Here is a 24,291-nt window from a genome sequence, read left to right as displayed (position 1 = left end):
CCCGGTGGGCGCCGGTCCACCGCGGCCGTACGTCAGTTGACCTTCTTGGCGCCCTCGATCGCCTTGGCCAGCGATTCGATCAGCGGCGCCGCGCCGGCGTAGGAGAAGCGCGGCTCGCTGGACCAGGGGGTGATCTGGCCGGCCTTGACGGCGGGGAGCTTGGCCCAGGAGGGCTTGGCGGCCAGGTCCTTGGGCTGGAGGGTGGCGGTCCGGTTGTCCAGCAGGAGCACGTCGGCCTGGTACTTGTCGGCGTTCTCCCAGCTCAGGCTCTCGAAGTAGCCGCCCTTGTCCAGGTGGTCGGGGACGATCAGGTCGACGCCGAGGGACTTGTAGTACATGAGGTCGGCGTTGATGCCGGGGTTGGAGGCGTAGAAGAGGCCGGGGCTGCCGGAGCAGGCGAGCACCTTGACCGGGTGGGACTTGGCGGCCCGGCGCAGCGCCTCGGAGGCCGTCTCGAAGCGGGCCTTGGCGTCGGTGACCTTCTTGGCCTTGAGGTCGGCGCCGAGCGACTCGGCCAGCTCGGCGTAGCGCTCGATGATCTTGACGAGCGGGACGCGGGAGGAGGTGAGGGCGACGGACTCGGCCAGCTTGGCGATCTTGTCCTTGCTGTCGTCCGGCACGAACCACAGTGCGTTCGGCTCGTACATGTTGGTGACCAGCAGTTCGGGGCGCAGGCCCGCGTACTTCTCGATGTTGAACTGGTTGTAGGCGTTGCCGATGACGGCGACCTTGTCGACGTCGAGGTCGCCGGCCTGCGGGTCGGGCTTGCCGTTCTTGAGCTTGGTGGGTCCGAACACGCCGACGATCTGGTCGTCGATACCGAAGTCGTGCAGTGCGGCCGCGGTGCCGGTGAAGGCGACGATGCGCTGCGGGGTGCTCTTGAGGGAGACCTTCCGCTTGCGGTCGTCGGTGAAGGACCACGGGCCGCCCTTGCCGCCGCCGGCACCCGCCGAGCCCTTGTCCCCGCCGCACGCGGCGAGCAGGGCGCCGATGCCGACGGCACCGCCCGCGGCGAGTATGCCGCGGCGGGAGAGGGTTGCGCTTCGGGAGGTGCTCATGGTGGGTGTGCTTCTCTCTGGGTAGGGCCTGCCGAGTGGGGGGTAGGGCCTGCGAGTTGGATGTGAGGGTAGGCTAACCTAACTGTCGTGTTGGTTGACAGTCCCCCCGAAGCGACAACGGCTCCGGCCTCCGCGGCACCCCGACGGCACAACGCCAGGCGCTCCGCGGGGCTGCTCGCCTCCGTGGCAGTCCTGGCCGTCATCACCGTCCTCGGCATCGCCGTCGGCGCCAAGCAGATTCCTCTGGACCAGGTGTGGCACGGGGTGTTCCACTACTCCGGCTCCGACACCGACGTGGTCATCCGCGATGTGCGGCTGCCCCGCACCCTGCTCGGCCTGATCGTCGGCGCCGCCCTCGGCCTGGCCGGCACGGTCATGCAGGCGCTGACCCGCAATCCGCTGGCCGACCCCGGAGTTCTGGGCATCAACGCCGGAGCCTCGGCCGCCGTCGTCTCCGCCCTCACCTTCTTCGGCGTCACCTCACTGATCGGCTATGTGTGGTTCGCGTTCGCCGGTGCCGCGGTGGTCTCCGTCGCGGTGTACGTCCTCGGCGGCACCCGCGGCGCCACACCCGTACGCCTCGCCCTCGCCGGCACCGCGCTGACCGCGGTCCTCACCGGCTACCTCAACGCGGTCAACCTGATGGACACCGCGGCGCTGGACAGGATGCGCTTCTGGACGGTGGGCTCGCTGGCCGCCGCCACCCTGCCCACCGTCACGCAGATCGCGCCGTTCCTCGCGGCCGGCGGCGTCCTGGCACTGCTGATCGCCCGGCCGCTGAACGCGATCGCGCTCGGCGACGACCAGGCGCGGGCGCTGGGCGCCCGGCTGACCCGCACCCGGGTGCTGGCGATGCTCGCCGTCACCCTGCTGTGCGGCGGGGCGACCGCCGCCTGCGGCCCGATCGTCTATGTCGGCCTGATGGTTCCGCATGTCGTACGGGCCATCACCGGGCCCGACATGCGCTGGATCCTGCCGTACTCCGCGGTGCTCTCCCCGGTGCTGCTGCTCGGCGCGGACGTGCTCGGGCGGGTCGTGGCCCGGCCCGGAGAGCTCCAGGTCGGCATCGTCACGGCCGTCGTCGGCGGCCCGGTCTTCATCTATCTCGTACGGCGTCGGAGGATGGCCCAGCTGTGAGTACGACCGTCAAGCCCGGGCAGGGCCCCGGCAAGGCAAGCGGGGCCGGGGCGGTCCGGGCCGTGCGGACCCGGGGCGGGCTCTCGCTGCGCCTGGACGTGCGCGCCGTCATCGTCGGACTGGCGCTGCTGGCCCTCGCAGTTGCCGCCGGCATCGCGCTGATCGGCTCCGGCGACTACCCGATGACGCCGGCCGAGGTGGTCGCCACGCTGACCGGCGGCGGCGACACCGGCCAGCAGTTCATCGTGCAGGAGCTGCGGCTGCCGCGGGTGCTGGTGGGGCTGCTGGTCGGCGCCGCGTTCGGGGTCGCCGGGGCGGTCTTCCAGACCGTCACCCGCAACCCCTTGGGCAGCCCGGACGTCCTCGGCTTCGCCCAGGGCTCGTCCGTCGGCGCGCTGACCGCCATCGTGTACTTCCAGGCCGGGACCTTCGCGGTCGCCGTCGGCGCGGTCGTCGGCGGGGTCGCCACCGGAATCGGCATCTTCCTGCTCGCCTGGAAGGGCGGTATCCACGGCTACCGCTTCGTGCTCGTCGGCATCGGAGCCAGCGCCATGCTCTACGCGATGGTGCTCTACCTCATGACCAAGGCGAACATCGTCGAGGCGACCCAGGCCACCACCTGGATGACCGGATCCCTCAGCGGCCGCGACTGGGACCAGGTCTGGCCGCTGGCCGCCGTCTGCGCCGTCTGCCTGCCGCTGGTGCTGTGCTACGGGCGGCCGCTGCGGATGCTGGAGATGGGCGACGACGCCGCCTACGCGCTGGGCGTACGGGTCGACCGGGTCCGCGTCGTGGTGCTGCTGGCCGCGGTCGTGCTCGTCGCCTCCGCCACCGCGGCGGCCGGGCCGATCTCCTTCGTCGCGCTCACCGCGCCCCAACTGGCGCGGCGGCTCACCCGCTCGCCCGGCCCCAACCTGGTGCCCGCCGCCCTGATGGGCGCCGTCCTGCTGGTCGCGGCGGACTGGTCGTCACAGCGGCTCTTCGGCGCCGACCAGCTGCCGGTGGGCGTGCTGACCGGAGTGCTCGGCGGCGGCTATCTGCTGTGGCTGCTGGCCACGGAGCGCCGGGCGGGGCGGATATGACACGCGGCGGCGCGGGCAGGGCACGCCCGAGGCGGTGCCTGCGGGCCGGTGCGCGTCCACCGTCACCGGACCGGCGGCAGCCGGGCAGCAGCAGCGACACGACAACACCAGGAGCTTCGAAGTGAGCCGTCTCACGGCCGAGAACGTCACCCTCGCCTACGACCAGCGGGTCATCGCCGAGAACCTCTCGGTCGCCGTCCCCGACCACTCCTTCACGGTCATCGTCGGCCCGAACGCCTGCGGCAAGTCCACGCTGCTGCGCGCCCTGTCGCGGATGCTCAAGCCGGCCTCCGGGTCGGTGCTGCTGGACGGCTCCGCGATCTCCTCGCTCCCGGCCAAGAAGGTGGCACGGACGCTGGGGCTGCTGCCGCAGTCCTCGACCGCCCCGGACGGCATCACGGTCGCGGACCTGGTGGCGCGCGGCCGCTACCCGCACCAGGGGCTGCTGCGGCAGTGGTCCGCCGACGACGAGCGGATCGTCCAGGAGTCGATGGCGGCGACCGGCGTCGGCGCGCTGGCCGACCGCTATGTCGACGAGCTGTCCGGCGGGCAGCGGCAGCGAGTGTGGATCGCCATGGCGCTGGCCCAGCAGACGCCGCTGTTCCTTCTGGACGAGCCGACGACATACCTGGACATCCAGCACCAGATCGAGGTGCTGGACCTGTGCGCGGAGCTGCACGAGGAGCAGGGGCGCACGCTGGTCGCGGTGCTGCACGACCTCAACCACGCGGCCCGTTACGCCACCCACCTGATCGCCATGAAGGACGGGGCGGTCGTCGCCGAGGGCGCACCGGCCGACATCGTCACGGCGGAGTTGGTGGAACGGGTCTTCGGACTGAGCTGCCAGGTCATCGACGATCCGGAGACCGGGACGCCGTTGGTGGTGCCGGCGGCGCGCAAACCGCGCAAACCCCGCACGCCGCGTACGGGCGCCGCGGCGGCGACCGGGAAGAGCGCGGCGGCCACCGCGGCGACTACAGCAGCGTCCTGAGGCGCAGCAGGTCGCGCAGGCCGGCCTCCAGCTTGACCCGGCCGCTGCCCCAGGCCCTGGCGAAGTTCAGCTGCCCGTCGACCAGCGCGACCAGATCGTCGCCGGCCATCGTCAGGCGAATCTCGGCCTTGCTCGGCGGCGGGCCGGGGACGCTGGTCACGCCCTGGATGGTGCCGCCGGCCAGCCGCCCGAGGAACGTCACATCGAGGTCGGTGATGCGGCAGCTGAGCGAACGGTCGAGTGCGGCGGCGCTGCGGACGCTGCCGTCAGCCGAGGACAGGTTCTGGGCCAGCCGGTCGAGCGCGGCACGGCACTGGTCGAGAGTTGCCATCGTGACCGACGATACGCCAGGTCGCGGGCGGCTCGTTCGTCCGCGACGCCGCTCGCCGAGGTAGCGTCGGGGGCATGGAAGAGCCGACGTCCGGCCCGGAGCCGGAGGTCCCTGCGGGGGCCGCGGGGAGCGAGCCAGCGGAGCCCGAAACGCCGGGGGAGCCCGAGCCCCCCGGGGAGCCCGAGACCCCGACCGCGCCCGCCGGGCCGCGGCCGCTGGGGGTGGGGGTGGTGCCCACCGGCCAGGCGGCGGTCGACGCCGGGCTGCGCCGACTCGCCGACGCCGATCACCTCCCGTCGAGCGGGCACCTCCAGGTGTACGAGGATGTGCACCGTGGGCTGCGCGATGTGCTGGCCGGTCTCGACCAGCACCCCGGGCCGTCCGCCCCTTCCTCGACGACGTACGACAACAGGAGCTGAACCACAGGTGGCAGGAGTGGCACGACGCCGACTCGACGCGGAGCTGGTGCGCCGCAAGCTGGCCCGTTCGCGCGAGCACGCGAGCCAGCTGATCGCCGCGGGCCGGGTGACCGTCGGCGGTGCGACCGCGACCAAGCCGGCCACCCAGGTGGAGACCAGCGCGGCCGTGGTCGTACGCGCCGACGAGAGCGACCCCGACTATGTCTCGCGCGGTGGCCACAAGCTCGCGGGGGCCTTCGCCGCCTTCGTGCCGCGCGGGCTGAAGATCGAGGGCCGGCGGGCGCTGGACGCGGGCGCCTCGACCGGTGGCTTCACCGATGTGCTGCTGCGGGCCGGCGCCGGTCATGTCGTCGCCGTCGACGTCGGATACGGACAGCTCGCCTGGTCGCTGCAGAGCGATGAGCGGGTCACCGTGAAGGACCGCACCAACGTACGCGAGTTGACGCTGGAGCAGATCGACTCCCGGCCCGTCGACCTGATCGTCGGCGATCTCTCGTTCATCCCGCTGGGGCTCGTCCTGCCCGCGCTGGTGGGCTGCGCGGCGCCGGACGCGGACCTCGTGATGATGGTCAAGCCGCAGTTCGAGGTCGGCAAGGAGCGGCTGGGCAGCGGCGGCGTCGTGCGCAGCGCGGAGCTTCGGGCCGAGGCGGTGCGCGCCGTCGCGAACCGCGCGGCCGAACTGGGACTTGGCGTACTTGGAGTAGTTGCCAGCCCGCTGCCTGGACCTTCCGGGAATGTCGAGTACTTTCTGTGGCTGCGCGCCGGGGCGCCTGCACTCGACCCGGCGGACGTCGACCGTGCAGTGGCGGAGGGGCCTCGTTGACCACTACCCAGGCAGTTGAAGGCAGCGCAGCACAGGAGAACACCGGAGCCGAGCGGACGGTGTTCCTGCTCGCACACACCGGCCGCCCCGCGGCCATCCGCAGCGCCGAACTCGTCGTCCAGGGGCTGCTGCGCAGCGGGATCGGCGTACGGGTGCTGGCGGAGGAGGCCGCGGATCTGCCGCTGCCTCCGGAGGTCCAGCGCGTCGACTCCGAGCAGTGCGCCGCCGTGGGCTGCGAACTGCTGGTGGTCCTGGGCGGCGACGGCACCCTGCTGCGCGGCGCGGATTTCGCCAGGACGTCCGGGGTGCCGATGCTCGGCGTCAACCTCGGCCGGGTCGGCTTCCTGGCGGAGGCCGAACGCGACGACCTCGACAAGGTCGTCGACCGGGTCGTCACCCGGGCCTACGAGGTCGAGGAGCGGATGACGCTCGACGTCCTGGTCCGCAACAACGGCAGTGTCGTGCACACCGACTGGGCGCTCAACGAGGCGTCGGTGGAGAAGGCCGCACGCGAGCGGATGCTGGAGGTGGTGACGGAGGTCGACGGGCGGCCCGTCTCGCGCTTCGGCGGCGACGGCGTGGTCTGCGCGACCCCGACCGGTTCGACCGCGTACGCCTTCTCGGCCGGCGGTCCCGTGGTCTGGCCCGAGGTCGAGGCGCTGCTGATGGTCCCGATCAGCGCGCACGCCCTCTTCGCCAAGCCGCTGGTCACCTCGCCCCGCTCCGTCCTCGCGGTCGAGGTGCAGCCCAAGACCCCGCACGGTGTGCTGTGGTGCGACGGCCGCCGCAGCGTCGAACTCCCCGCCGGCGCCCGCGTCGAGGTCCGCCGCGGCGCCGTCCCCGTGCGCCTGGCGCGTCTGCATCATGCCTCCTTCACGGATCGTCTGGTCGCCAAGTTCGCCCTCCCGGTAGCGGGGTGGCGGGGGGCGCCTCACTAGGCCCTGTCGTCGGGGCACCGGGGCCCGTCCGGTGCGGGCCCCACCCGGGGTGCCTCAGCGAGGGCTCCCCGGGGCCGGGCGGGCGAGGAGCTCCCTGGCGCGGGTGAGGGCGGAGTCGCGCCGGGCGGCGAGCTCCTCGTCGGTGAAGACCGGGGTGCGGACGGCCGGGGGTATGCCCGGACCGTCGAAGGTGCGGCCGTCGGCGGTCAGGAACTCCTCGTTGGGCAGGCCGAAGGTCCAGCCGTTGGGGAGCCTGCGGTCCAGAATGTCGGAGAAGACGCCCTGGGTGTTCTCGCCGATGCGGGTGGGGGCCGGGGAGCGGCCCATCAGGGACTGGGTGAAGGTCTCTCCCGCGCTGATGGTCAGCCGGCCGGTGAGGACCGCTATCGGTCCGGTGTAGACCGGGCCGCGATACGGGTGGATGCGGGCCGGCTGGGGGGTGGTGAACCTGCCCGGGTCGCGGGGGTCGTTGCGCGTCCGCTTGCGGTAGGCGAGAGAGGGGCGGTCGGTCAGCCGGGAGGCGATCCGCAGGCCGAGGGGGTCGGCACCGCCGCCGTTGAGCCGTACATCGATGATCAGGCCGCGCAGGGCCGTCGGGCCCTGGGTGCGGGCCCTGGTGAACACCGCGTTCAGGGCGCGGTCGAGTTCGGCCGTATCGCCGGCGTAGTCGCCCTTGGCGGTGTAGCCGGCGAACTGGGTGACGCGGAAGTAGCCGATGCGGCCGGGGAGATCGGCGTAGGACAGCTTGCCCTGGGCCCAGCGCCGCTGGACGGTGCCCGGGCCGAGGTGTGCGGCGAGCGCCCGGTCGATACGGGCGGTGGAGTCCGGGGTGGGCAGGACGGTCCCGGGGCGCTTGCCCGCGAACCAGCGGTCGGGGCCCGCCACGACCCTGGTGTGCGCGTCGTGCAGCGGCTCGATCATCTTCCGGAACACCGCGAGGAGTTCGTCGTCGGTGGTCCTTGCGGTGATACGGGGGCGGTAGCGGTCGCGGACCGCCGCCCAGTCGATCTTCTTCGCGCGGAAGAAGGGGTAGTTCTCGGCGTAGGTCTGCCACAAGACGTCGAAGACGGCCCGGGGGTCGCGCGACGGGCGCTGTGCGCAGCGGTCCGGGAGGGCGTCGATACGGTGCAGCGACCGCCGGCCGACGGTGTCCTCCATGGTCAGCCGGGCGCGGCCGGCGCCCGCCGGGGCCACGGTGATCGGGGTCGAGTCCGGGACCGAGAAGCGGCTGCGGCCGCCCGCGTCCGGGGCGCCGGCGCGGGTGCCCCGGACGGCCCCGGGAAGGCAGCTCACGGCGGTGGTCTCGTACGTCCGCAGGCTGCGGCCCTTGACCGTGACGAGGGTGCCGTAGCCGTCCATCCGCCAGACGCCCTCCAACGAGGCGGCAGAGGCGCGGTCGGGCCGGTCCGCCGCGGCGTCACCCGGGGCGGCGCCGGCGTCCGGGCCGGAGCGGTCCGTGCGGGCCGGGCCGGCGCAGGCCGTGGTGGCGGTCAGCGCGGCGGCGACGGCCACGGCGGCGAGCAGCAGCGGCGAGCGGCGCAGGCGCCTGGGGCGGCGGGGGTGGCAGGGGTGGCCGGGCCGGGATCGGTGGTCGGTGCCGGAGCGGTCGTTCATAGGGGTGTACCTCATGATGGGTCAGGCCGAGGCCAGGGTTTCCGTGGCGCGGCGGCGCAGGCTGAGGTGGACGGGCAGGCCGGTGGCGAGCAGCGCGAGCAGCAGGGTGCCGCCGGCTATCGCGCCGGCCGTCGTCCAGGGCAGATACGGCAGCGCGTCGCCGAACGCCTTCCGCAGCAGCGGGGCGAGGGTGAACAGCGCGATGGCCGTGCCGAGGACGAGGGCGGTGCCCGCGACGACGGCCGCCTCCCAGGCGGCCATCGCCCGCACCTGGCGCGGATGCGAGCCGACCAGGCGCAGCAGCGCCAGATCGCGGCGGCGCTCGGCGGTGATCATGGCCAGGGTGTTGGCCGCGGCGATGGCGGCGAAGCCCGCGTACAGGCCCGTTCCGATGTAGTCCAGCCACACCTCGCCGGCCGGTCCGGCGGATCCGGTCCGGTGCTGGGCGGTGGTGTGCACCGCGATCTTCGTCGTGCCGAACGCCACCACCAGGACCAGCGGGACGACGGCGGCGGAGAAGCGGCGGGACTGCGTCGTGACGTTCTGCATCGCCAGCTCGGCGGCGCTGCCGAACCGGCCGATCAGCCGGGACACCAGCCAGGCGGCCGGACCGATGAGGCGCGGCCCCAGCAGCCCCACACCCACGCAGAAGAGCAGCAGCACCAGGAAGGCCCCTTGGCCGGCGTCCTCCGTGGACCGGTCGGCGAGCAGCCGGGAGAGGATCACGCCTCCCGCCATCGCCGTGATCCCCAGGGGAAGCCGCAGCCGTCCCAGCTTCCGCCGGCCCGCCGCCGCCTCGTTGAGCGCCCGCGCGGGGCGCAGCGCCGCGAACCGGCTCGCCGCGAGCACTCCGGCGAGCGCGGAGGTCACCACCGCCACCGCCAGGCACACCGGCAGCGCGGCCCAGCTGAACCGGAAGGGAACCTCGCGCGGGACGAGGCCGTGGCCGACCATCCCGTCGAACCACCAGCGCGCCAGCACCCCGCCCAGTGCCCAGCCGGCGAGCGCCGAAGGGACGGCGGCGGCCACCGCTTGCGCGGCGGTCGCCCGCCGGATCTGCCAGGGGCGGGCGCCGATCGCTCGCAGCATCGCGAACTCGCGGTGCTGCTGGGCGACGGCCGTGCCCATCGTCGAGGCGACCACGAAAATCGACATATAGATCGAGCCGAGGAGCAGGACGATGGCCATGTCCCCGACGCCCTGGGCCGCCATCGCCCTCCGCGCGGCGGGCGGGACGCCCTCCGCGCCCGTCGCGGCCAGCATCGTCATCGAGGCGCCGACCACGGTCGCGGCGAACAGCGTCGCCACCGCCGTCCCCGTGAACGCGGGCCGGTGACCCCGCAGCGCCGCCCGCGCCAATCCGCTGGACATGAGCACACCTTTCGTTTCGCACTGTGATCAGCGTGCGGGCCGAGCGTGATCACGCACCATGAGGAATCCACCCGTCTTTGGGTGGGGTTTTCCGCAGTACGGGGCGAAGGAGGAAGGGGGAGGCCGTCGCGGGGCGCCCCCCGGACCTCGTAAGGTCTTATCCGTGTTGGAGGAGATGCGGATCCGGTCCCTGGGCGTCATTGACGACGCCGTTGTCGAGCTGTCCCCGGGCTTCACGGCGGTGACCGGCGAGACGGGCGCGGGCAAGACCATGGTCGTCACCAGCCTCGGCCTGCTGCTCGGCGGCCGCGCCGACCCCGCCCTGGTGCGGATCGGCGCCAAATCGGCGGTGGTGGAGGGCCGGATCAGCGTCGGCGCCCAGGCCCCCGCCGCGATACGGGCCGAGGAGGCCGGCGCCGAGCTGGACGACGGAGCGCTGCTGATCAGCCGGACGCTCTCCGCCGAGGGCCGTTCGCGCGCCCACGTGGGGGGCCGCTCCGTACCGGTCGGGCTCCTGGGGGAGTTGGCCGACGACCTGGTCGCCGTGCACGGCCAGACCGACCAGCAGGGCCTGCTGCGGCCGGCCCGCCAGCGCCAGGCCCTGGACCGCTACGCCGGCGACGCGGTAGCCGTCCCGCTCGCCAAGTACACCGCCGCCCACCGCCGGCTGCGCGCCGTCGCCACCGAACTGGAGGAGCTGACCACACGGGCCCGGGAACGCTCCCAGGAAGCCGATCTGCTGCGCTTCGGCCTCGACGAGATCGCGGCGGCCGAACCGCAGCCCGGTGAGGACACCGACCTGGCCGCCGAGGCCGAGCGGCTCGGGCACGCCGAGGCGCTGGCCTCCGCCGCGACCGCCGCGCACGCCGCGCTGGCCGGCAACCCCGAGGACCCCGAAGGCGTCGACGCCACCACCCTGGTCGCCGGTGCGCACCGCGCGCTGGAGGCCGTACGAAGCCACGACCAGGAGCTCGCCGCGCTCGCCGAGCGGCTCGGCGAGATCGGCATCCTGATGGCGGACGTGGCGGGCGAGCTGGCCAGTTACGCCGACGGCCTGGACGCCGACCCGTTGCGGCTCGCCGCGGTCGAGGAGCGCCGCGCGGCCCTGAACCACCTGACCCGCAAATACGGCGAGTACGGCAAGGACATAGTGGCGGTTCTGGCGTGGTCGGAGCAGAGCGCCGCCCGGCTCGCCGAGCTGGACGGCGACGACGACCGGATCGGTGAGCTGACCGCGGAGCGCGATGCGCTCCGGGCCGAACTGGGCGAGCTGGCCCAGGCGTTGACCGACGCCAGGACGGCGTCCGCGGAGCGCTTCGCGGCGGCGGTCACCGCCGAACTCGCCGAACTCGCGATGCCGCACGCCCGTGTGACCGTCGAGATCCGCCAGACCGAGGTCGCCGAGGACGCCGACGGCATCGAGGTGGGCGGCCGCACCGTGGCCTACGGACCGGCTGGTGCCGACGAGGTCGAACTGCTCCTCGCCCCGCACCCGGGCGCACCGCCGCGGCCGATCGCCAAGGGGGCGTCCGGCGGTGAACTGTCCCGGGTGATGCTCGCCGTCGAGGTGGTCTTCGCCGGTTCCGACCCCGTACCGACGTACCTCTTCGACGAGGTCGACGCGGGCGTCGGCGGCAAGGCGGCCGTCGAGGTCGGCAGGCGGCTGGCCAGGCTCGCGAAGTCGGCGCAGGTCGTGGTCGTCACACACCTTCCGCAGGTCGCGGCGTTCGCGGACCGGCAGCTGCTGGTGGCGAAGACGAACGACGGATCGGTCACCAGGAGCGGAGTCACCGTCCTGGAGGGCGAGGAGCGGGTCCGTGAACTCTCCCGGATGCTCGCCGGCCAGGAGGACTCCGAAACGGCCCGCGCACATGCGGAGGAACTGCTCGAAACGGCGCGCAAGGGCAGCTAGGGGGAACCCGCCGGCCCTGGACGCCGAGGAGTCCAGGCCGGTGGGCGAACGCACCTCACGCCCCTTGTGCGCCACCGGTCCGGACACAGGCCCGCACTCGCCCGCATACACCTCGGGGCCGGATGTTACGGACACCGCCTAGGGTGGCGGCAGTTGAGCGCGGCAGCGTGCCGGGCGAGGGGAGCGACATGGCGGCGGTGGCAGGCGGCAGGGTGCTGGGGCGGATCTCGGCGCTGCTCGGGGCGGCGGGGGCGACACGGGCCGCATACGGAGCGCTGCGGAACCGTCCGCCCGGTGGCGCCGTCCTGTGGGAGCGCAAGAACTACGCCGGTCGGACCGTGAACCTGCACGCGGGACTCGCGACGACCGCCGGCACCGCGCTCGCCGCCGCCACCGCGCCGGGCCTGCCCGCCCGCACCCGGACCGCGACGGCGCTGGCTGTACTGGCCGCCGGGGGCTGCGGGGCGTACGACGACGTCTTCGGTGCGGACGACCCCCGGCGCGGCTTCCGGGCGCACCTCTCGGCGCTGCGGGAACGCGAGGTCACCAGTGGGGCGGTGAAGCTGTTCGGGATCGGCGCGGCCGGGCTCGCGGCCGGGGCCCTGCTGAAGGAACGCTCGGCCGACAAGCTGCTGGCGGGCGTGGTGATCGCGGGCTCGGCCCATCTGGTGAACCTCCTCGACGTCCGACCGGGCCGGGCGGCCGGTGCCGTACTGGCCATCGGGGCGCCCGGGCTGCTGCGGCGCGGACCCGCGGGAGCGCTGTCCGCCGCCCCCATGGGCGCCGCGGCCGCCGTCGCCGGGGACGACCTGGGCGAGCGCACCATGCTCGGGGACGCCGGAGCGCATGCGCTCGGTGCGGCCCTCGGGCTCGCCATCGTGACGGCGAACGGCCGCCGCGGACTGGCCGCACACGCCGCCGGGCTGATCGCCGCCGCGGCCGCGGGGGACCGCGTCAGCCGGGCGGCGGCCGCGGCGCTCTGACGCCCCGAGTCCCTCCCCTGGACCGTCGATCGCCGTCGGTCGGCGGTCCGTCGGCCGCCGGTCGATCGATCGTCCATACGGACCGGGGCCGGACGCGCCCCGGGGAACGGCGTGCGCGCCCCATATCGCCGCGGCGGGCGCACTCCGGAGGGGCGACTCACCCATAGGGACCGTTGACTCGCGCGGGCGGTTTGTCGCCCATGTGGGTGATCCGGTGGGCGCTGGGGTGAGACTTCCCACCGGAACGGCGGGCGGACGGTGCCGAATTGACGCCGCCGGGCTGGCATCCTGGGGCGCGGTGCGCAGTTCCGCGTGCGTCCGCCGTGCCGCCGCCCGTCCGGGCGGGCCGGTGGCCGTCCGGACGCGTGCCGGCGTGTCCCGCAGCAGGGGACCGACCTGCCGGTTCGGTCCCTCCGACCCCGCCCCGACCCGACCCAGGAGCCCCGCCCACGTGATCAGCACCCCGACCTCGACGCACGGGCTGTCGCCGCTGCGCACGGTCCAGGTGCTGGGGCACGGCAGCGCAGGCAGCGCGGCACATGTCCGCTCGCTGGCCGAAGGGCTGGTCGCGCGCGGCGTACGGGTGACCGTCTGCGCCACACCGGAAGCCGAGGCGGCCTACGACTTCACCGGCGCCGGGGCGCGCTTCGTGCCCGTTCCGCCGCGGACGGACCCCGCGAGTGTGGCGCTGCTGCGCAGCGCGTGCTGGGATGCCGACCTGGTCCATGCGCACGGCCTGCGGGCCGGTCTGCGCGCCTCGATGGCACTGCGCGGACTGCGCGGCCCCCGGGGAGGGCGACGGGTTCCCCTGGTCATCACCTGGCACACCAAGGCGCACACCGAGGGCGCGCGGGCCGGGCTGGTGCATCTGATGGAACGGCGGGTGGCGCGGGCCGCCGCCGTGGTGCTGGGCGTCTGCTCCGACCTCGTGGACCGGGCGCGCGAGCGGGGCGCCCGCGACGCACGGCTCGCGCCGGTCGCGATTCCGCTCCCCCGGTCCGGTGACGCGCCGGCCGAGCCGGAGGAGCAGGACCGGACGCGCCACAAGGAGCGCGCCGAACTGGGCGCGGTGGACCGCCCGCTGCTGCTCGCGGTCGGCCGCCTCGACCGCAGCCAGGGCCATGACCTGCTGCTGGACGCGGCGCACGCATGGTGCGCGCTCGATCCGCAGCCGCTGGTGGCCATCGCGGGGGAGGGCGACCAACGGGCCGTGCTGCAGCGGCGGATCGACACCGAGCACCTCCCCGTCCAGCTGCTGGGCCGCCGCGACGATGTGCCCGGACTGCTCGCCGCCGCCGACCTGGTGGTGCTGCCCAGCAGGTGGGAGGCGCGCTCGCTGATCGCCCAGGAGGCGCTGCGCGCCGGGGTGCCGCTGGTCGCCACCGACACCGGGGGCACCCGGGAACTGGTCGGCCGGGCCGCGGAACTGGTCCGATACGGGGACGCCACCGCCATGGGCCGTTCCGTTCTCGCGCTGCTCGGCGATCCCGCACGCCGGGACGCCCTCGCGGCCGCCGGCCGTCTCCAGGCGGCCGGCTGGCCGAGCGAGAACGACACCGTCGCCCAGGTACTCAGCGTCTACGACGAGCTGACGCAGCCGGTTCAGCCCCTCTAGGGCCTCTCCGACGGGTCAGGGTCGGACAAGCCCTGGACGCCCTCACGCCCTGTCGGTATGGCGCCGGGCGCGCAGGGCCAGCCGCAGGCCCAGCACGGTCTGCGGGTCGTCCAGGTCCGTGCCCAGTAGTTGGGCGATGCGGGCCAGCCGGTCGTACAGGGTCTGGCGGTTGACGTTCAGGTCGCGGGCGGTCTCCGCCTTGCGGCCGGCGCTGGCCAGATATGCCTCCAGGGTGGGCAGCAGCGGCTGGCGGGCGCCGCGGTCATGGGCGAGCAGGGGGCCGATGGCGCGCTCCACGAAGTCGGTGAGCACACCCTGTTCGCCGTGTTCGCGCATCCGCCACAGCAGCAGCTCGATGTCGAGCCGGCGCGCGTCGTACCAGGGCTGTTCCGGCAGGCCCTGCGCCGCGGCCGCAGCCTCCGCGGCATGCCGCAGGCCGGGTCCCGCCGCCGCCCAGTCGCCCGCCGTGCCGATGACGACCACCGGGCGGTGCGCCGTCGGCCGGTCCAGGCCCGCTCGGACGACGCCGGCCCGCAGCGCCTCGGCGATCCGGTCGGCGAGCGCCTCGCGGTCCTGGCCGGCGCGCAGCGCCACGAGCACCGGCACCCTGCCCTCCACGGGACGTACCCCGAGGAGCACCGGCGCCCCGGGTGCGGCGAGCTCCTCCCGCAGGGCCTGGGCGAGCACGGCCCAGCTGCCGGGGGAGGGCAGGCCGGCGGGCAGCCGCATGACCACCGGGACGACGGGGTCCGAGCCGGGGCGGAAGCCCAGCAGACGGGCCTGCGCGGGCGCCTCGGCCGCGGAGATCCGGCCCTCCGCCAGGTCGGCGAGGAAGTCGCCGCGCCCCCGGGCGGCGAGCACCTCCTCCTGGCGGGACTGGAGCATGACGACGGCGAGCAGGTCGGCGGCGCGCTCGGCGGCGATCCGGTGCACCGGTGCCACGGGGGAGTTGACGGGCAGCAGGACGAGGCGGGCGCGGACCGCGTCGGGGCCGGGACCGCCGCCGGGCACATCGATGCGTACACCCGTGTCGCGCAGGCCCTCCCAGGCCAGCAGGGGGTCGGCGTCCGCGGGGCCGCCGCCCTCGGTGCCGGTTGCCGGGCCCGCCGCGTACAGCGGGCTGCCGTCGGGGGCCTCCAGGCAGAGCGGGTTGCCGGTGAAGACGGCCAGCAGCCGCAGCACCTCCGGGGCACCGCCGCCGCGCAGCAGGACGTCCGTACAGCGGCGCAGGATCTCGTCGGCACGCCGCAGCAGTGCGTAGTGGCTGTTGATGATCTCGGTGTGGATCGCCTCGGTCACCGTGACGTACGGGACCTCGCGGTGCAGCTGGATCAGCGGCAGGCCGCAGTCCCGGGCGGCGTCGACCAGCGCCGAGGGCAGCGATTCGAAACGAGAGCCCAGTTCCACGACGAGAGCGGCGATCTCGCGGTCGGCGAGCTTGCGGATGAAGGCCCGCTGCTCGGTGGGCCGGGCACCCAGCCCCAGGCCGGTGGTCAGCAGCAGTTCGCCGCCCTTGAGCAGCGAGGCGATATGCGGGACCTCGCCCGCGTGCACCCAGCGCACCGCGCGGTCCAGCCGGTCCCCGCCGGCCAGCACCTCCGGCAGCCCGCGCCGCAGTGCGGGCAGCTCCAGCGCCCTGCGTACCGTGATCTCGGCTTCGATCTGTGCTTCCGGCCCCATGGCCAGGAACGGTACCCGTAGTCCGCTATCCGGAGTCGTACGGTGCGGCGCGCCCCTCGCCCGCCGCCCCTCACCCGCCCCGTCACGTCGACTCCCGCACCACCAGCCGCGCCTGGGTGATCACCGGCGCGAGCTCCACCGCACCGGCGCCCGTGCCCTCCGCCTCCTCCGCCCCGCCCGCCCTGCGCGGATCCAGCAGCCGCAGCAGCAACCCGGCCATCAGCCGCCCCATCTCCTCCACGTCCTGGCGGACCGTGGTCAGCGGGGGGTCCGCCCAGGCCGCCGGCTCCAGGTCGTCGTAGCCGACCACGGCCACATCGTCGGGGACCCGGCGCCCGCGCGCCCGCAGCGTGCGCAGGGCGCCGTTCGCCATCAGGTCGGAGCAGGCGAAGACGGCGTCCAGGTCCGGTGCCGCGTCGAGCAGCCGCGCCATGGCGCGCTCGCCGCCCTGCGCGGTGAACCCGCCGTCCGCGATCAGCCGGGGGTCCGGCTCCGCCGCGCCCAGCGCCTCCCGGTAGCCGTCGAGGCGGTCCAGTGCCGAGGTCTGGTCGAGCGGCCCGGTGATCACCGCTATCCGGCGGCGGCCGCGGGCCCGCAGATGGCGTACGGCCTGGCGGGCCCCGTCGCGGTTGTCGGTGTCGACGTACAGCGGCCGCGGTGCCCGGTCGGCGCCCGCCCAGCCCGGCCGGCCACCGTAGACGGTGGGCAGCCCGGCGCGCTCGGCCATGGCGGGCAGCGGGTCGTCGCGGTGCAGCGAGAACATCAGCGCGCCGTCGACATGGCCGGCCGACAGATAGCGGCCGATGCGGTCGTAGTCGGCGCGGTGCTCGACGAACATCAGCAGGAGCTGGGTGTCGGCGGCGGCCAGCGCGCGGCTGATGCCGCGGAGCTGGCGGCCGAAGAACGGGTCGGTGAAGACCCGGGTCTCCGGCTCCGCGATGACCACGGCGACCGCTCCGGTACGGCGGGTGACCAGCGTGCGGGCCGCGCTGTTCGGTACGTAGCCCAGCTCGTGCACCGCCTGCCGGACCCGCTCCTGGACCACCGCCCGTACGCCCGCACCGCCGTTGACGACGCGGGACACCGTCGCGCGGGAGACCCCGGCGCGTGCCGCGACCGCCTCCAGCGTCGGCCGTGGGCCGTTCGGCTCAGACACCATCGAACTCCTTTTTCCACGCGGTGACTTGACGGTGTGCCGTCGAGTCGGCAGGGTTCACCGCACACGATATGAGAGCGCTCTCACGCCGGGTACCCCCCACGGAACTCCTCACGACCCCCCACTGTGACGAGGAGAGAATGTCATGAGCATGAGAAAGCGGTCCGGTATACGGGCCGGATACCCCACCAGAGCGGTGCTCTTCACCGCGAGCGCCGCACTCGCCACCACCTGTGCCCTCACCCTCCCGACGGCCTCCGCGGCGTCGTACGTGCCGTCCCGTGCCAAGACCGGGGGCGCCCCCGTGCGCTTCGTGGAAGTCTGGCGCACGGACTTCGACGGCGCCGCCGGATCGCGCCCCTCCGCCGACGACTGGATCACCGACACCGGTACCGGCTACCCGGGCGGCCCCGCCAACTGGGGCACCGGTGAGCGCCAGACCTACACCGACCGCCCCGAGAACCTCCAGCTCGACGGCGCCGGCCACCTCAAGATCACCGCGCTGAAGGACGGCGCCGCCTGGACCTCGGGCCGTATCGAGTCCCGGCGCACCGACTTCGCCGCCCCGGCCGGCGGCAAGCTGCGGATCGAGGCCCGCATCCGGATGCCCGACGTCTCCGGCGCCGAAGCGCTCGGCTACTGGCCGGCCTTCTGGACGCTGGGCGCCGAGTACCGGGGCAGCTACTGGAACTGGCCGGGCATCGGCGAGTTCGACATCATGGAGAACGTCAACGGGATCGACAAGGTCTGGGGCGTGCTGCACTGCGGCGTCAACCCCGGCGGTCCCTGCAACGAGACCCAGGGCAGGGGCGACTCCCGTGCCTGCCCGGACAGCGCCTGCCAGGCCGGCTTCCACACCTACGCGCTGGAGCTCGACCGCACCGACGGCGCCGCGGAGTCGCTGAACTGGTACGTCGACGGCCAGCGGTTCCACACCGTCGGCGCCTCCGAGATGCCCGCCGACACCTGGGCCAAGGCCACCCACCACGGCCACTTCCTGCTGCTCAACCTCGCGATGGGCGGTGCGTTCCCGGACGGCGTCGCCGGCTCCGCCACCCCCACCGACGCCACCCGGCCCGGCGGCTCGCTCCTCGTCGACCATGTCGCCGTCTCCGTGCAGCAGCCCGCGAAGGCACGTACGGGCGACCGGACCGACGCCGCGCCCGCCCCCACCGACCAGCGCACCACCCCGCAAGGAGTCAGCTCGTGATCACTCGCCGCAGCCTGCTCGGCGGCCTTGCCGCCGGCGCCGCGACCGCCTCCGGAATCGCCCTGGCCGGCCGCGCGATCGGCACCCCCGCCCCGAACGCGGCCCGCCGATCCGCCGCCTCGATGCCCCTGCACATCGTCAACGACTCCGGCGAGTACGCCAATTCCTCGGTCTGGATCTATATCGTCGGCAACGACGGCACCCAGCAGGTGCATGTCACCCCCGACGGCGAACTCAAGCCCGTCGCACTGGCCGACAACGGTTCGGACGGCTTCACCGACTACGCCATACCGCTCGCCGCCGGCGCCACGACGACCCTCCAACTGCCCCAGATGTCCGGCCGGATCTACACCGCGCTCGGCGGCAAGCTGAAGTTCAAGGCCGTCGAGGACGGCAACGGCAAGGCCGCGCTCGCCTATCCGGCGGGCTGGGTCGCCGGCGACCCCAACTACGACGTGCTGCACGACTGCGCGGAGTTCACGTACAACTCCGGCGGGATGTACTGCAACACCACCATGGTCGACATGTTCAGCGTCCCGCTGGCGATCAAGCTCTCCGGAGCCAGGGAGCAGACCACCGGCACGCTCAAGGACGGCGCCCGCGCCAAGGTCTTCTCCGACGTCAAGGCCGCCGAGGGCTTCGACCGCCTGGTCATCGACGACAAGCGGGTGATCGCCCCCGGTCACGGCCTGGACAGCGGGCTGTTCGCCAAGGACTACCTCGCCCCGGCCATCGACGAGGCATGGTCCGCCTACGAGACCAAGGACCTGACCGTCACCACCGACGCGGGCACCTTCACCGGCCGGGTCGGCGGCGGCAAGCTCGCCTTCCACGGCCCCGGCACGGTCTCCTTCGACAAGCCGTCCACCCGTGACGTCCTCTTCTGCGACGGCACCCTCGCCGCCCCCAACGACGGCACCACCGGCCCGGTGGCCGCCATCCTGGGCGCCGCCCTCAACCGCTCGACCCTGGCCTCGCACGCCGGCCAGCCCACCACCGACCCGGCCGCCTTCTACCAGCAGCGGCTGACCAACCACTACGCCAGGGCCATGCACGCCGCGACCCGGGACGGCAGGGCCTACGGCTTCGCCTTCGACGACGTCGCCGGCTTCGCCTCGTACATCGAGGACGGCGCCCCGAAGGAGATCACCCTCACCCTGACCCCGTTCTGAGCCCCGGCCGGTCCGGGCCCCGGTGGCACGCCCCGCCCCGGTCCACCGGCACCCCCGCGCAAAAACGGTGCCGCCCCCGAAGACTCCGGGGGCGGCACCGTACGGTCCGGGAGCGACCGGCTACCCGCCGTAGGCCCCGCTGGCCGTCAGCCGCAGGGCGGTGTCGATCAGCGGAACGTGGCTGAACGCCTGCGGGAAGTTGCCCACCTGGCGCTTGAGCCGGGGGTCCCACTCCTCCGCCAGCAGGCCCAGGTCGTTGCGGAGCGAGAGCAGCTTCTCGAAGAGCTTGCGGGCCTCGTCCACCCGGCCGATCATCGCCAGATCGTCGGCCAGCCAGAACGAGCAGGCCAGGAACGCCCCCTCGTCGCCCTCCAGGCCGTCCACGCCGACGCCCTCGCCGGCCGTCGGATAGCGCAGCACGAAGCCGTCCTCGGTGCCCAGCTCCCGCTGGATCGCCTCGATCGTGCCGATGACGCGCTTGTCGTCCGGGGGCAGGAAGCCCATCTGCGGGATCAGCAGCAGCGAGGCGTCCAGCTCCTGCGAGCCGTAGGACTGGGTGAAGGTGTTGCGCTCCTTGTCGTAGCCCTTCTCGCAGACGTCGCGGTGGATGGTCTCGCGCAGGTCCTTCCAGCGCTCCAGCGGGCCGTCGACGTCCCCGGACTCGATCAGCTTGACCGTGCGGTCGACCGCGACCCAGGTCATGACCTTGGAGTGGACGAAGTGCCGGCGCGGGCCGCGGACCTCCCAGATGCCCTCGTCCGGCTCGTCCCAGTGTTTCTCCACCCACTGGATCAGCTTCAGCTGCAGCAGCGAGGCGTAGTCGTTGCGGGCCAGACCCGTCATATGGGCCAGGTGCAGCGCCTCGGTGACCTCGCCGTAGACATCGAGCTGGAGCTGGCCGGCGGCGCCGTTGCCGACCCGCACCGGGCGGGAATTCTCGTACCCGGGAAGCCAGTTGAGCTCGTTCTCGCCCAACTCCCGCTCGCCGGCGATGCCGTACATGATCTGCAGGTTCTCCGGATCACCGGCCACCGCCCGCAGCAGCCACTCGCGCCAGGCCCGCGCCTCTTCGCGGTAGCCGGTGCGCAGCAGGGACGACAGCGTGATCGCCGCGTCCCTCAGCCAGGTGAAGCGGTAGTCCCAGTTGCGGACGCCGCCGATGCACTCGGGCAGCGAGGTCGTCGGCGCCGCCACGATCCCGCCGGTCGGCGCGTAGGTCAGCGCCTTGAGCGTGATCAGCGAGCGCACCACCGCGTCACGGTAGGGACCGTGGTACGTGCAGTGCTCGACCCACTCCCGCCAGAACTCCTCGGTGGCCTCCAGCGACCCCTCGGGGTCAGCCACGGCCGGCTGCCGGTGGTGCGAGGGCTGCCAGCTGATCGTGAAGGCGATCCGCTCGCCCGGCGAGACGGTGAAGTCGGAGAAGGTCGTCAGGTCCTTGCCGTAGGTCTCCGCCTCGGTGTCCAGCCACACCGAGTCCGGGCCGGCGACCGCGACCGTACGGCCGTCGACCTTGTGCACCCACGGCACGACCCAGCCGTACGCGAACCGCATCCGCAGCTCCGAGCGCATCGGGACGCGTCCGCTGACGCCTTCCACGATGCGGATCACCTGCGGTGCGCCGTCGCGCGGCGGCATGAAGTCGATCACCCGGACGGTACCGCGCGGAGTGTCCCACTCGGATTCCAATACGAGTGAATCGCCGCGATAGCGCCGGCGGTCCGCCGGCCGCGGTTCGGCACCGTTGACCGGCCCGATCCGCCAGAAACCGTGCTCCTCTGTGCCCAGCAGCCCTGCGAAGACCGCCGGCGAGTCGAAGCGGGGCAGGCACAGCCAGTCGACCGTCCCGTCCCTGCACACTAGAGCGGCGGTTTGCATATCGCCGATAAGTGCGTAGTCCTCGATGCGCCCGGCCACGTGCATCTCCCGTCGAACTGGAGTCACGCCCCCCATGGGACGTTGTGAATCGGTCCGTCCTGCCCATGAAACGTCGCCGAGCAGCGGGACCGGAAATCGGGCGGGGGTGGTGCCTTCCCGGACGGCTCGTTGCGAGTGTCCGAGCAGGATACGACGCACGCGGGTGATCCGCGCGACGCTCGCGACGAGTGAGGTGGTCCGATCGGGTGGCCTCCGTCACGTGACACGGTCACGTATGGGCCGCTCGGGATTGCCGCTGCGTGGCCGGGAGCGACCATGCCCGGTCGCTGATAGCCTGGTACCCCGTGGACCGGTGGGCACGAGAACCCCCGAACCGCAGCGACGGCACCCCTGAAAACTCCGGACGGCGCCGCCTCGCACCTCTCCACCTCGCGACCACGGGAGCTCCCTCTTGGCCATGCCGCCCAAATCCTCGACGACCAAGCACCTCTTCGTCACCGGGGGCGTCGCCTCCTCGCTCGGCAAGGGGCTGACGGCCTCCAGCCTGGGTGCCCTCCTGAAGGCGCGGGGCCTGCGGGTCACGATGCAGAAGCTCGACCCGTACCTGAACGTCGACCCCGGCACGATGAACCCGTTCCAGCACGGCGAGGTCTTCGTCACCAACGACGGTGCCGAGACCGACCTGGACATCGGCCACTACGAGCGGTTCCTCGACGTCGACCTCGACGGCTCGGCGAACGTGACCACTGGCCAGGTCTACAACACCGTGATCGCCAAGGAGCGCCGCGGTGAGTACCTCGGCGACACCGTGCAGGTCATCCCGCACATCACCAACGAGATCAAGCACCGCATCCGGCGGATGGCGACCGACGACGTCGACGTCGTGATCACCGAGGTCGGCGGCACGGTCGGCGACATCGAGTCGCTGCCGTTCCTGGAGACCGTCCGCCAGGTCCGCCACGAGGTCGGCCGGGACAACGTCTTCGTCGTGCACATCTCGCTGCTCCCCTACATCGGCCCGTCCGGTGAGCTGAAGACCAAACCAACCCAGCACTCGGTCGCCGCGCTGCGCAACATCGGTATCCAGCCCGACGCGATCGTGCTGCGCGCCGACCGCGAGGTGCCCACCGCCATCAAGCGCAAGATCTCGCTGATGTGCGACGTCGACGAGGCCGCGGTGGTCGCCGCCATCGACGCCCCGTCGATCTACGACATCCCCAAGGTGCTGCACGCCGAGGGCCTGGACGCCTACGTCGTGCGCAAGCTGGACCTGCCGTTCCGCGACGTGGACTGGACCCAGTGGGCGGACCTGCTCGACCGCGTCCACAACCCCGACCACGAGGTCAAGGTCGCGCTGGTCGGCAAGTACATCGACCTGCCCGACGCCTACCTCTCGGTCACCGAGGCGCTGCGCGCCGGCGGCTTCGCGAACAAGGCCCGGGTCAAGGTCAAGTGGGTCGCCTCCGACGACTGCAAGACCCCGGGCGGCGCCGCGGCCCAGCTCTCCGACTGCGACGCGATCTGCATCCCCGGCGGCTTCGGCGACCGCGGTGTGGACGGCAAGGTCGGCGCGATCACCTACGCCCGTGAGAACCGCGTCCCGCTGCTGGGCCTGTGCCTGGGCCTGCAGTGCGTGGTCATCGAGGCGGCCCGCAACCTGGCCGGTATCGAGGGTGCCAACTCCACCGAGTTCGACCCGGCCGCCGCCCACCCGGTGATCTCCACGATGGCCGAGCAGATGGACATCGTCGCAGGTGAGGGCGATATGGGTGGCACGATGCGGCTCGGTATGTACCCGGCCAAGCTGGCCGAGGGCTCGATCGTCCGCGAGGTCTACGGCGACCAGCCGTACGTCGAGGAGCGCCACCGCCACCGCTACGAGGTCAACAACGCCTACCGCGGTGAGCTGGAGAAGAAGGCCGGGCTGCAGTTCTCCGGCACCTCGCCGGACAACAAGCTCGTCGAGTACGTCGAGTACCCGCGCGAGACGCACCCCTACCTGGTCGCCACCCAGGCGCACCCGGAGCTGCGCTCCCGTCCGACCCGCCCGCACCCGCTCTTCGCCGGGCTGGTGAAGGCCGCGGTCGCGCGGAAGACGGGCGCCGCGAAGTAGGCGACGCGACGCGGATACGGTTGCCGGGGTACGGCCTCCTTCCTGGAGGCCGTGCCCCGGTTTCTGCGTTGGCCGAGGCTTGTGCACATACAGAGAGGACGTCGCGCCATGGCGATCAAGGACACCCCGGAGGAGTGGACGGTCACCGCGACCACGACGCCGTTCACCGGGAACAAGACCAGCGTGCGCACCGACGAGGTGGTCATGCCGGACGGCACCACCGTCACCCGCGACTACCAGGTCCACCCCGGCTCCGTGGCCGTTCTCGCCCTCGACGACGAGGGCCGGGTACTGGTGCTGCGCCAGTACCGCCACCCCGTACGCCAGAAGCTGTGGGAGATCCCCGCCGGGCTGCTCGACATCCCCGGTGAGAACCCGCTGCACGCCGCGCAGCGCGAGCTGTACGAGGAGGCGCACGTCAAGGCCGAGAACTGGCGGGTGCTGACCGACGTCTACACCACGCCCGGCGGCTGCGACGAGGCGGTGCGGATCTTCCTGGCCCGCGATCTGTCCGAGGCCGAGGGGGAGCGGTTCGAGGTCTCCGAGGAGGAGGCCGACATGGAGCTGGCGCGGGTGCCCCGCGAGGAGCTGGTGCGCGGTGTCCTCGCCGGTGAGCTGCACAACAACTGCCTCGTGGTGGGGGTGCTGGCGCTGATCGCCGCCGAGGGCGGCGCGGGGCTCGACGCGCTGCGGCCGGCCGACGCGCCGTGGCCGGCCCGCCCCTTCGCGGCCTGAGCGCCCGCTCCGGCCGCGTACCGGTCGGATGATCCGCCGATCCGATCGGGTGACCCAACCGACGTGCTCCGCA

20 protein-coding genes are annotated in these 24,291 nt (G+C 73.2%); 13 read left to right on the top strand and 7 right to left on the bottom strand.

Features of this window, described 5'->3' with window-relative positions:
* Window positions 1–32 precede the first annotated feature (32 nt).
* Window positions 33–1,058 (bottom strand): ABC transporter substrate-binding protein, encoded by a 1,026-nt coding sequence (locus tag ACZ4NB_RS29725; RefSeq protein WP_467666131.1) that lies wholly within the window; start codon window positions 1,056–1,058, stop codon window positions 33–35.
* An 87-nt stretch (window positions 1,059–1,145) separates the two neighbouring features.
* Here ACZ4NB_RS29725 and ACZ4NB_RS29720 point away from each other — a divergent pair, with 87 nt between their 5' ends.
* From ACZ4NB_RS29720 to ACZ4NB_RS29710, 3 genes are all read left to right on the top strand, one after another.
* Window positions 1,146–2,195: a FecCD family ABC transporter permease gene (locus ACZ4NB_RS29720; protein WP_467666130.1), complete on the top strand. Its 1,050-nt coding sequence runs from the start codon at window positions 1,146–1,148 to the stop codon at window positions 2,193–2,195.
* Window positions 2,192–3,277 carry a FecCD family ABC transporter permease gene (locus tag ACZ4NB_RS29715; RefSeq protein ID WP_467666129.1) on the top strand — a complete coding sequence of 362 codons (1,086 nt, stop codon included), beginning with the start codon at window positions 2,192–2,194 and terminating at the stop codon, window positions 3,275–3,277. The genes ACZ4NB_RS29720 and ACZ4NB_RS29715 overlap by 4 nt, the downstream gene beginning before the upstream one ends.
* A 121-nt stretch (window positions 3,278–3,398) precedes the next feature.
* A complete protein-coding gene (locus ACZ4NB_RS29710; protein WP_467666128.1) occupies window positions 3,399–4,268 on the top strand; it encodes an ABC transporter ATP-binding protein in 870 nt (289 codons plus the stop codon).
* On the opposite strand, the gene ACZ4NB_RS29705 is transcribed toward ACZ4NB_RS29710, so the two are convergent.
* Window positions 4,252–4,599: a sterol-binding protein gene (locus tag ACZ4NB_RS29705; protein ID WP_467666127.1), complete on the bottom strand. Its 348-nt coding sequence runs from the start codon at window positions 4,597–4,599 to the stop codon at window positions 4,252–4,254. The genes ACZ4NB_RS29710 and ACZ4NB_RS29705 overlap by 17 nt on opposite strands.
* 74 nt (window positions 4,600–4,673) lie before the next feature.
* On the opposite strand from ACZ4NB_RS29705, the gene ACZ4NB_RS29700 reads away from it, so the two are divergent.
* From ACZ4NB_RS29700 to ACZ4NB_RS29690, 3 genes are read left to right on the top strand one after another with little or no spacing between them, the layout of a single operon-like run.
* Window positions 4,674–5,018, top strand: a complete 345-nt coding sequence (locus ACZ4NB_RS29700; RefSeq protein ID WP_467666126.1) for a hypothetical protein — start codon at window positions 4,674–4,676, stop codon at window positions 5,016–5,018.
* Between the two features lie 7 nt (window positions 5,019–5,025).
* Window positions 5,026–5,841, top strand: coding sequence for a TlyA family RNA methyltransferase (locus ACZ4NB_RS29695; RefSeq protein WP_393501446.1), 816 nt, complete (start codon window positions 5,026–5,028; stop codon window positions 5,839–5,841).
* Window positions 5,838–6,779: an NAD kinase gene (locus ACZ4NB_RS29690; RefSeq protein ID WP_467666125.1), complete on the top strand. Its 942-nt coding sequence runs from the start codon at window positions 5,838–5,840 to the stop codon at window positions 6,777–6,779. The genes ACZ4NB_RS29695 and ACZ4NB_RS29690 overlap by 4 nt, the downstream gene beginning before the upstream one ends.
* 54 nt (window positions 6,780–6,833) lie before the next feature.
* Here the strand turns inward: ACZ4NB_RS29690 and ACZ4NB_RS29685 are convergent, their stop codons facing one another.
* Both ACZ4NB_RS29685 and ACZ4NB_RS29680 read right to left on the bottom strand, forming a co-directional pair.
* Window positions 6,834–8,393 (bottom strand): S41 family peptidase, encoded by a 1,560-nt coding sequence (locus tag ACZ4NB_RS29685; protein WP_467666124.1) that lies wholly within the window; start codon window positions 8,391–8,393, stop codon window positions 6,834–6,836.
* 21 nt (window positions 8,394–8,414) lie between these two features.
* The gene (locus tag ACZ4NB_RS29680) at window positions 8,415–9,764 is read right to left on the bottom strand and encodes an FtsX-like permease family protein (protein ID WP_467666123.1); all 1,350 of its coding nucleotides are present in this window, start codon (window positions 9,762–9,764) and stop codon (window positions 8,415–8,417) included.
* Window positions 9,765–9,939: 175 nt separating this feature from the next.
* Between ACZ4NB_RS29680 and recN the strand changes: the two genes are divergently transcribed.
* The 3 genes from recN to ACZ4NB_RS29665 all read left to right on the top strand — a co-directional run bounded on the left by recN (window position 9,940) and on the right by ACZ4NB_RS29665 (window position 14,274).
* Window positions 9,940–11,676 (top strand): DNA repair protein RecN, encoded by a 1,737-nt coding sequence (recN, locus tag ACZ4NB_RS29675; protein ID WP_467666144.1) that lies wholly within the window; start codon window positions 9,940–9,942, stop codon window positions 11,674–11,676.
* 188 nt (window positions 11,677–11,864) lie between these two features.
* Window positions 11,865–12,659 (top strand): hypothetical protein, encoded by a 795-nt coding sequence (locus ACZ4NB_RS29670; RefSeq protein ID WP_467666122.1) that lies wholly within the window; start codon window positions 11,865–11,867, stop codon window positions 12,657–12,659.
* A gap of 451 nt (window positions 12,660–13,110) precedes the next feature.
* Window positions 13,111–14,274 (top strand): glycosyltransferase family 4 protein, encoded by a 1,164-nt coding sequence (locus tag ACZ4NB_RS29665; RefSeq protein ID WP_467666121.1) that lies wholly within the window; start codon window positions 13,111–13,113, stop codon window positions 14,272–14,274.
* 42 nt (window positions 14,275–14,316) lie between these two features.
* On the opposite strand, the gene ACZ4NB_RS29660 is transcribed toward ACZ4NB_RS29665, so the two are convergent.
* Both ACZ4NB_RS29660 and ACZ4NB_RS29655 read right to left on the bottom strand, forming a co-directional pair.
* Entirely contained in the window at window positions 14,317–15,954 is a 1,638-nt protein-coding gene (locus ACZ4NB_RS29660; protein WP_467666120.1) for a PucR family transcriptional regulator, read from the bottom strand.
* A gap of 82 nt (window positions 15,955–16,036) precedes the next feature.
* Window positions 16,037–17,113: a LacI family DNA-binding transcriptional regulator gene (locus ACZ4NB_RS29655; RefSeq protein WP_467666119.1), complete on the bottom strand. Its 1,077-nt coding sequence runs from the start codon at window positions 17,111–17,113 to the stop codon at window positions 16,037–16,039.
* A gap of 142 nt (window positions 17,114–17,255) precedes the next feature.
* Between ACZ4NB_RS29655 and ACZ4NB_RS29650 the strand changes: the two genes are divergently transcribed.
* Together ACZ4NB_RS29650 and ACZ4NB_RS29645 are read left to right on the top strand one after the other, a co-directional pair.
* Window positions 17,256–18,320 carry a glycoside hydrolase family 16 protein gene (locus ACZ4NB_RS29650; protein ID WP_467666118.1) on the top strand — a complete coding sequence of 355 codons (1,065 nt, stop codon included), beginning with the start codon at window positions 17,256–17,258 and terminating at the stop codon, window positions 18,318–18,320.
* A complete protein-coding gene (locus tag ACZ4NB_RS29645; protein WP_467666117.1) occupies window positions 18,317–19,492 on the top strand; it encodes a beta-1,3-glucanase family protein in 1,176 nt (391 codons plus the stop codon). Before ACZ4NB_RS29650 ends, ACZ4NB_RS29645 begins: the two co-directional genes overlap by 4 nt.
* Window positions 19,493–19,612: 120 nt before the next feature.
* Here ACZ4NB_RS29645 and ACZ4NB_RS29640 read toward each other — a convergent pair whose 3' ends face one another.
* Window positions 19,613–21,415, bottom strand: a complete 1,803-nt coding sequence (locus ACZ4NB_RS29640) for a glycoside hydrolase family 15 protein (RefSeq protein WP_467666143.1) — start codon at window positions 21,413–21,415, stop codon at window positions 19,613–19,615.
* 412 nt (window positions 21,416–21,827) lie between these two features.
* Here ACZ4NB_RS29640 and ACZ4NB_RS29635 point away from each other — a divergent pair, with 412 nt between their 5' ends.
* Together ACZ4NB_RS29635 and ACZ4NB_RS29630 are read left to right on the top strand one after the other, a co-directional pair.
* Window positions 21,828–23,483 carry a CTP synthase gene (locus ACZ4NB_RS29635; protein ID WP_467666116.1) on the top strand — a complete coding sequence of 552 codons (1,656 nt, stop codon included), beginning with the start codon at window positions 21,828–21,830 and terminating at the stop codon, window positions 23,481–23,483.
* 108 nt (window positions 23,484–23,591) lie between these two features.
* Window positions 23,592–24,218 carry an NUDIX domain-containing protein gene (locus ACZ4NB_RS29630; RefSeq protein ID WP_467666115.1) on the top strand — a complete coding sequence of 209 codons (627 nt, stop codon included), beginning with the start codon at window positions 23,592–23,594 and terminating at the stop codon, window positions 24,216–24,218.
* The last annotated feature ends 73 nt before the right edge of the window (window positions 24,219–24,291 follow it).

The organism is Streptomyces sp. NPDC026575 (assembly GCF_055567415.1).
This window is presented reverse-complemented; position numbering and strand designations above follow the sequence as displayed.

What these genes read in the sequence shown, in the direction of transcription:
- ACZ4NB_RS29680 (WP_467666123.1), bottom strand. Translation starts at nt 9,764, where the DNA reads ATGTCCAGCGGATTGGCGCGGGCGGCGCTGCGGGGTCACCGGCCCGCG.
- ACZ4NB_RS29725 (WP_467666131.1), bottom strand. Translation starts at nt 1,058, where the DNA reads ATGAGCACCTCCCGAAGCGCAACCCTCTCCCGCCGCGGCATACTCGCC.
- ACZ4NB_RS29700 (WP_467666126.1), top strand. Translation starts at nt 4,674, where the DNA reads ATGGAAGAGCCGACGTCCGGCCCGGAGCCGGAGGTCCCTGCGGGGGCC.
- ACZ4NB_RS29670 (WP_467666122.1), top strand. Translation starts at nt 11,865, where the DNA reads ATGGCGGCGGTGGCAGGCGGCAGGGTGCTGGGGCGGATCTCGGCGCTG.
- ACZ4NB_RS29640 (WP_467666143.1), bottom strand. Translation starts at nt 21,415, where the DNA reads ATGCACGTGGCCGGGCGCATCGAGGACTACGCACTTATCGGCGATATG.
- ACZ4NB_RS29650 (WP_467666118.1), top strand. Translation starts at nt 17,256, where the DNA reads ATGAGCATGAGAAAGCGGTCCGGTATACGGGCCGGATACCCCACCAGA.
- ACZ4NB_RS29630 (WP_467666115.1), top strand. Translation starts at nt 23,592, where the DNA reads ATGGCGATCAAGGACACCCCGGAGGAGTGGACGGTCACCGCGACCACG.
- recN (WP_467666144.1), top strand. Translation starts at nt 9,940, where the DNA reads ATGCGGATCCGGTCCCTGGGCGTCATTGACGACGCCGTTGTCGAGCTG.
- ACZ4NB_RS29635 (WP_467666116.1), top strand. Translation starts at nt 21,828, where the DNA reads ATGCCGCCCAAATCCTCGACGACCAAGCACCTCTTCGTCACCGGGGGC.
- ACZ4NB_RS29685 (WP_467666124.1), bottom strand. Translation starts at nt 8,393, where the DNA reads ATGAACGACCGCTCCGGCACCGACCACCGATCCCGGCCCGGCCACCCC.
- ACZ4NB_RS29705 (WP_467666127.1), bottom strand. Translation starts at nt 4,599, where the DNA reads ATGGCAACTCTCGACCAGTGCCGTGCCGCGCTCGACCGGCTGGCCCAG.
- ACZ4NB_RS29660 (WP_467666120.1), bottom strand. Translation starts at nt 15,954, where the DNA reads ATGGGGCCGGAAGCACAGATCGAAGCCGAGATCACGGTACGCAGGGCG.
- ACZ4NB_RS29655 (WP_467666119.1), bottom strand. Translation starts at nt 17,113, where the DNA reads ATGGTGTCTGAGCCGAACGGCCCACGGCCGACGCTGGAGGCGGTCGCG.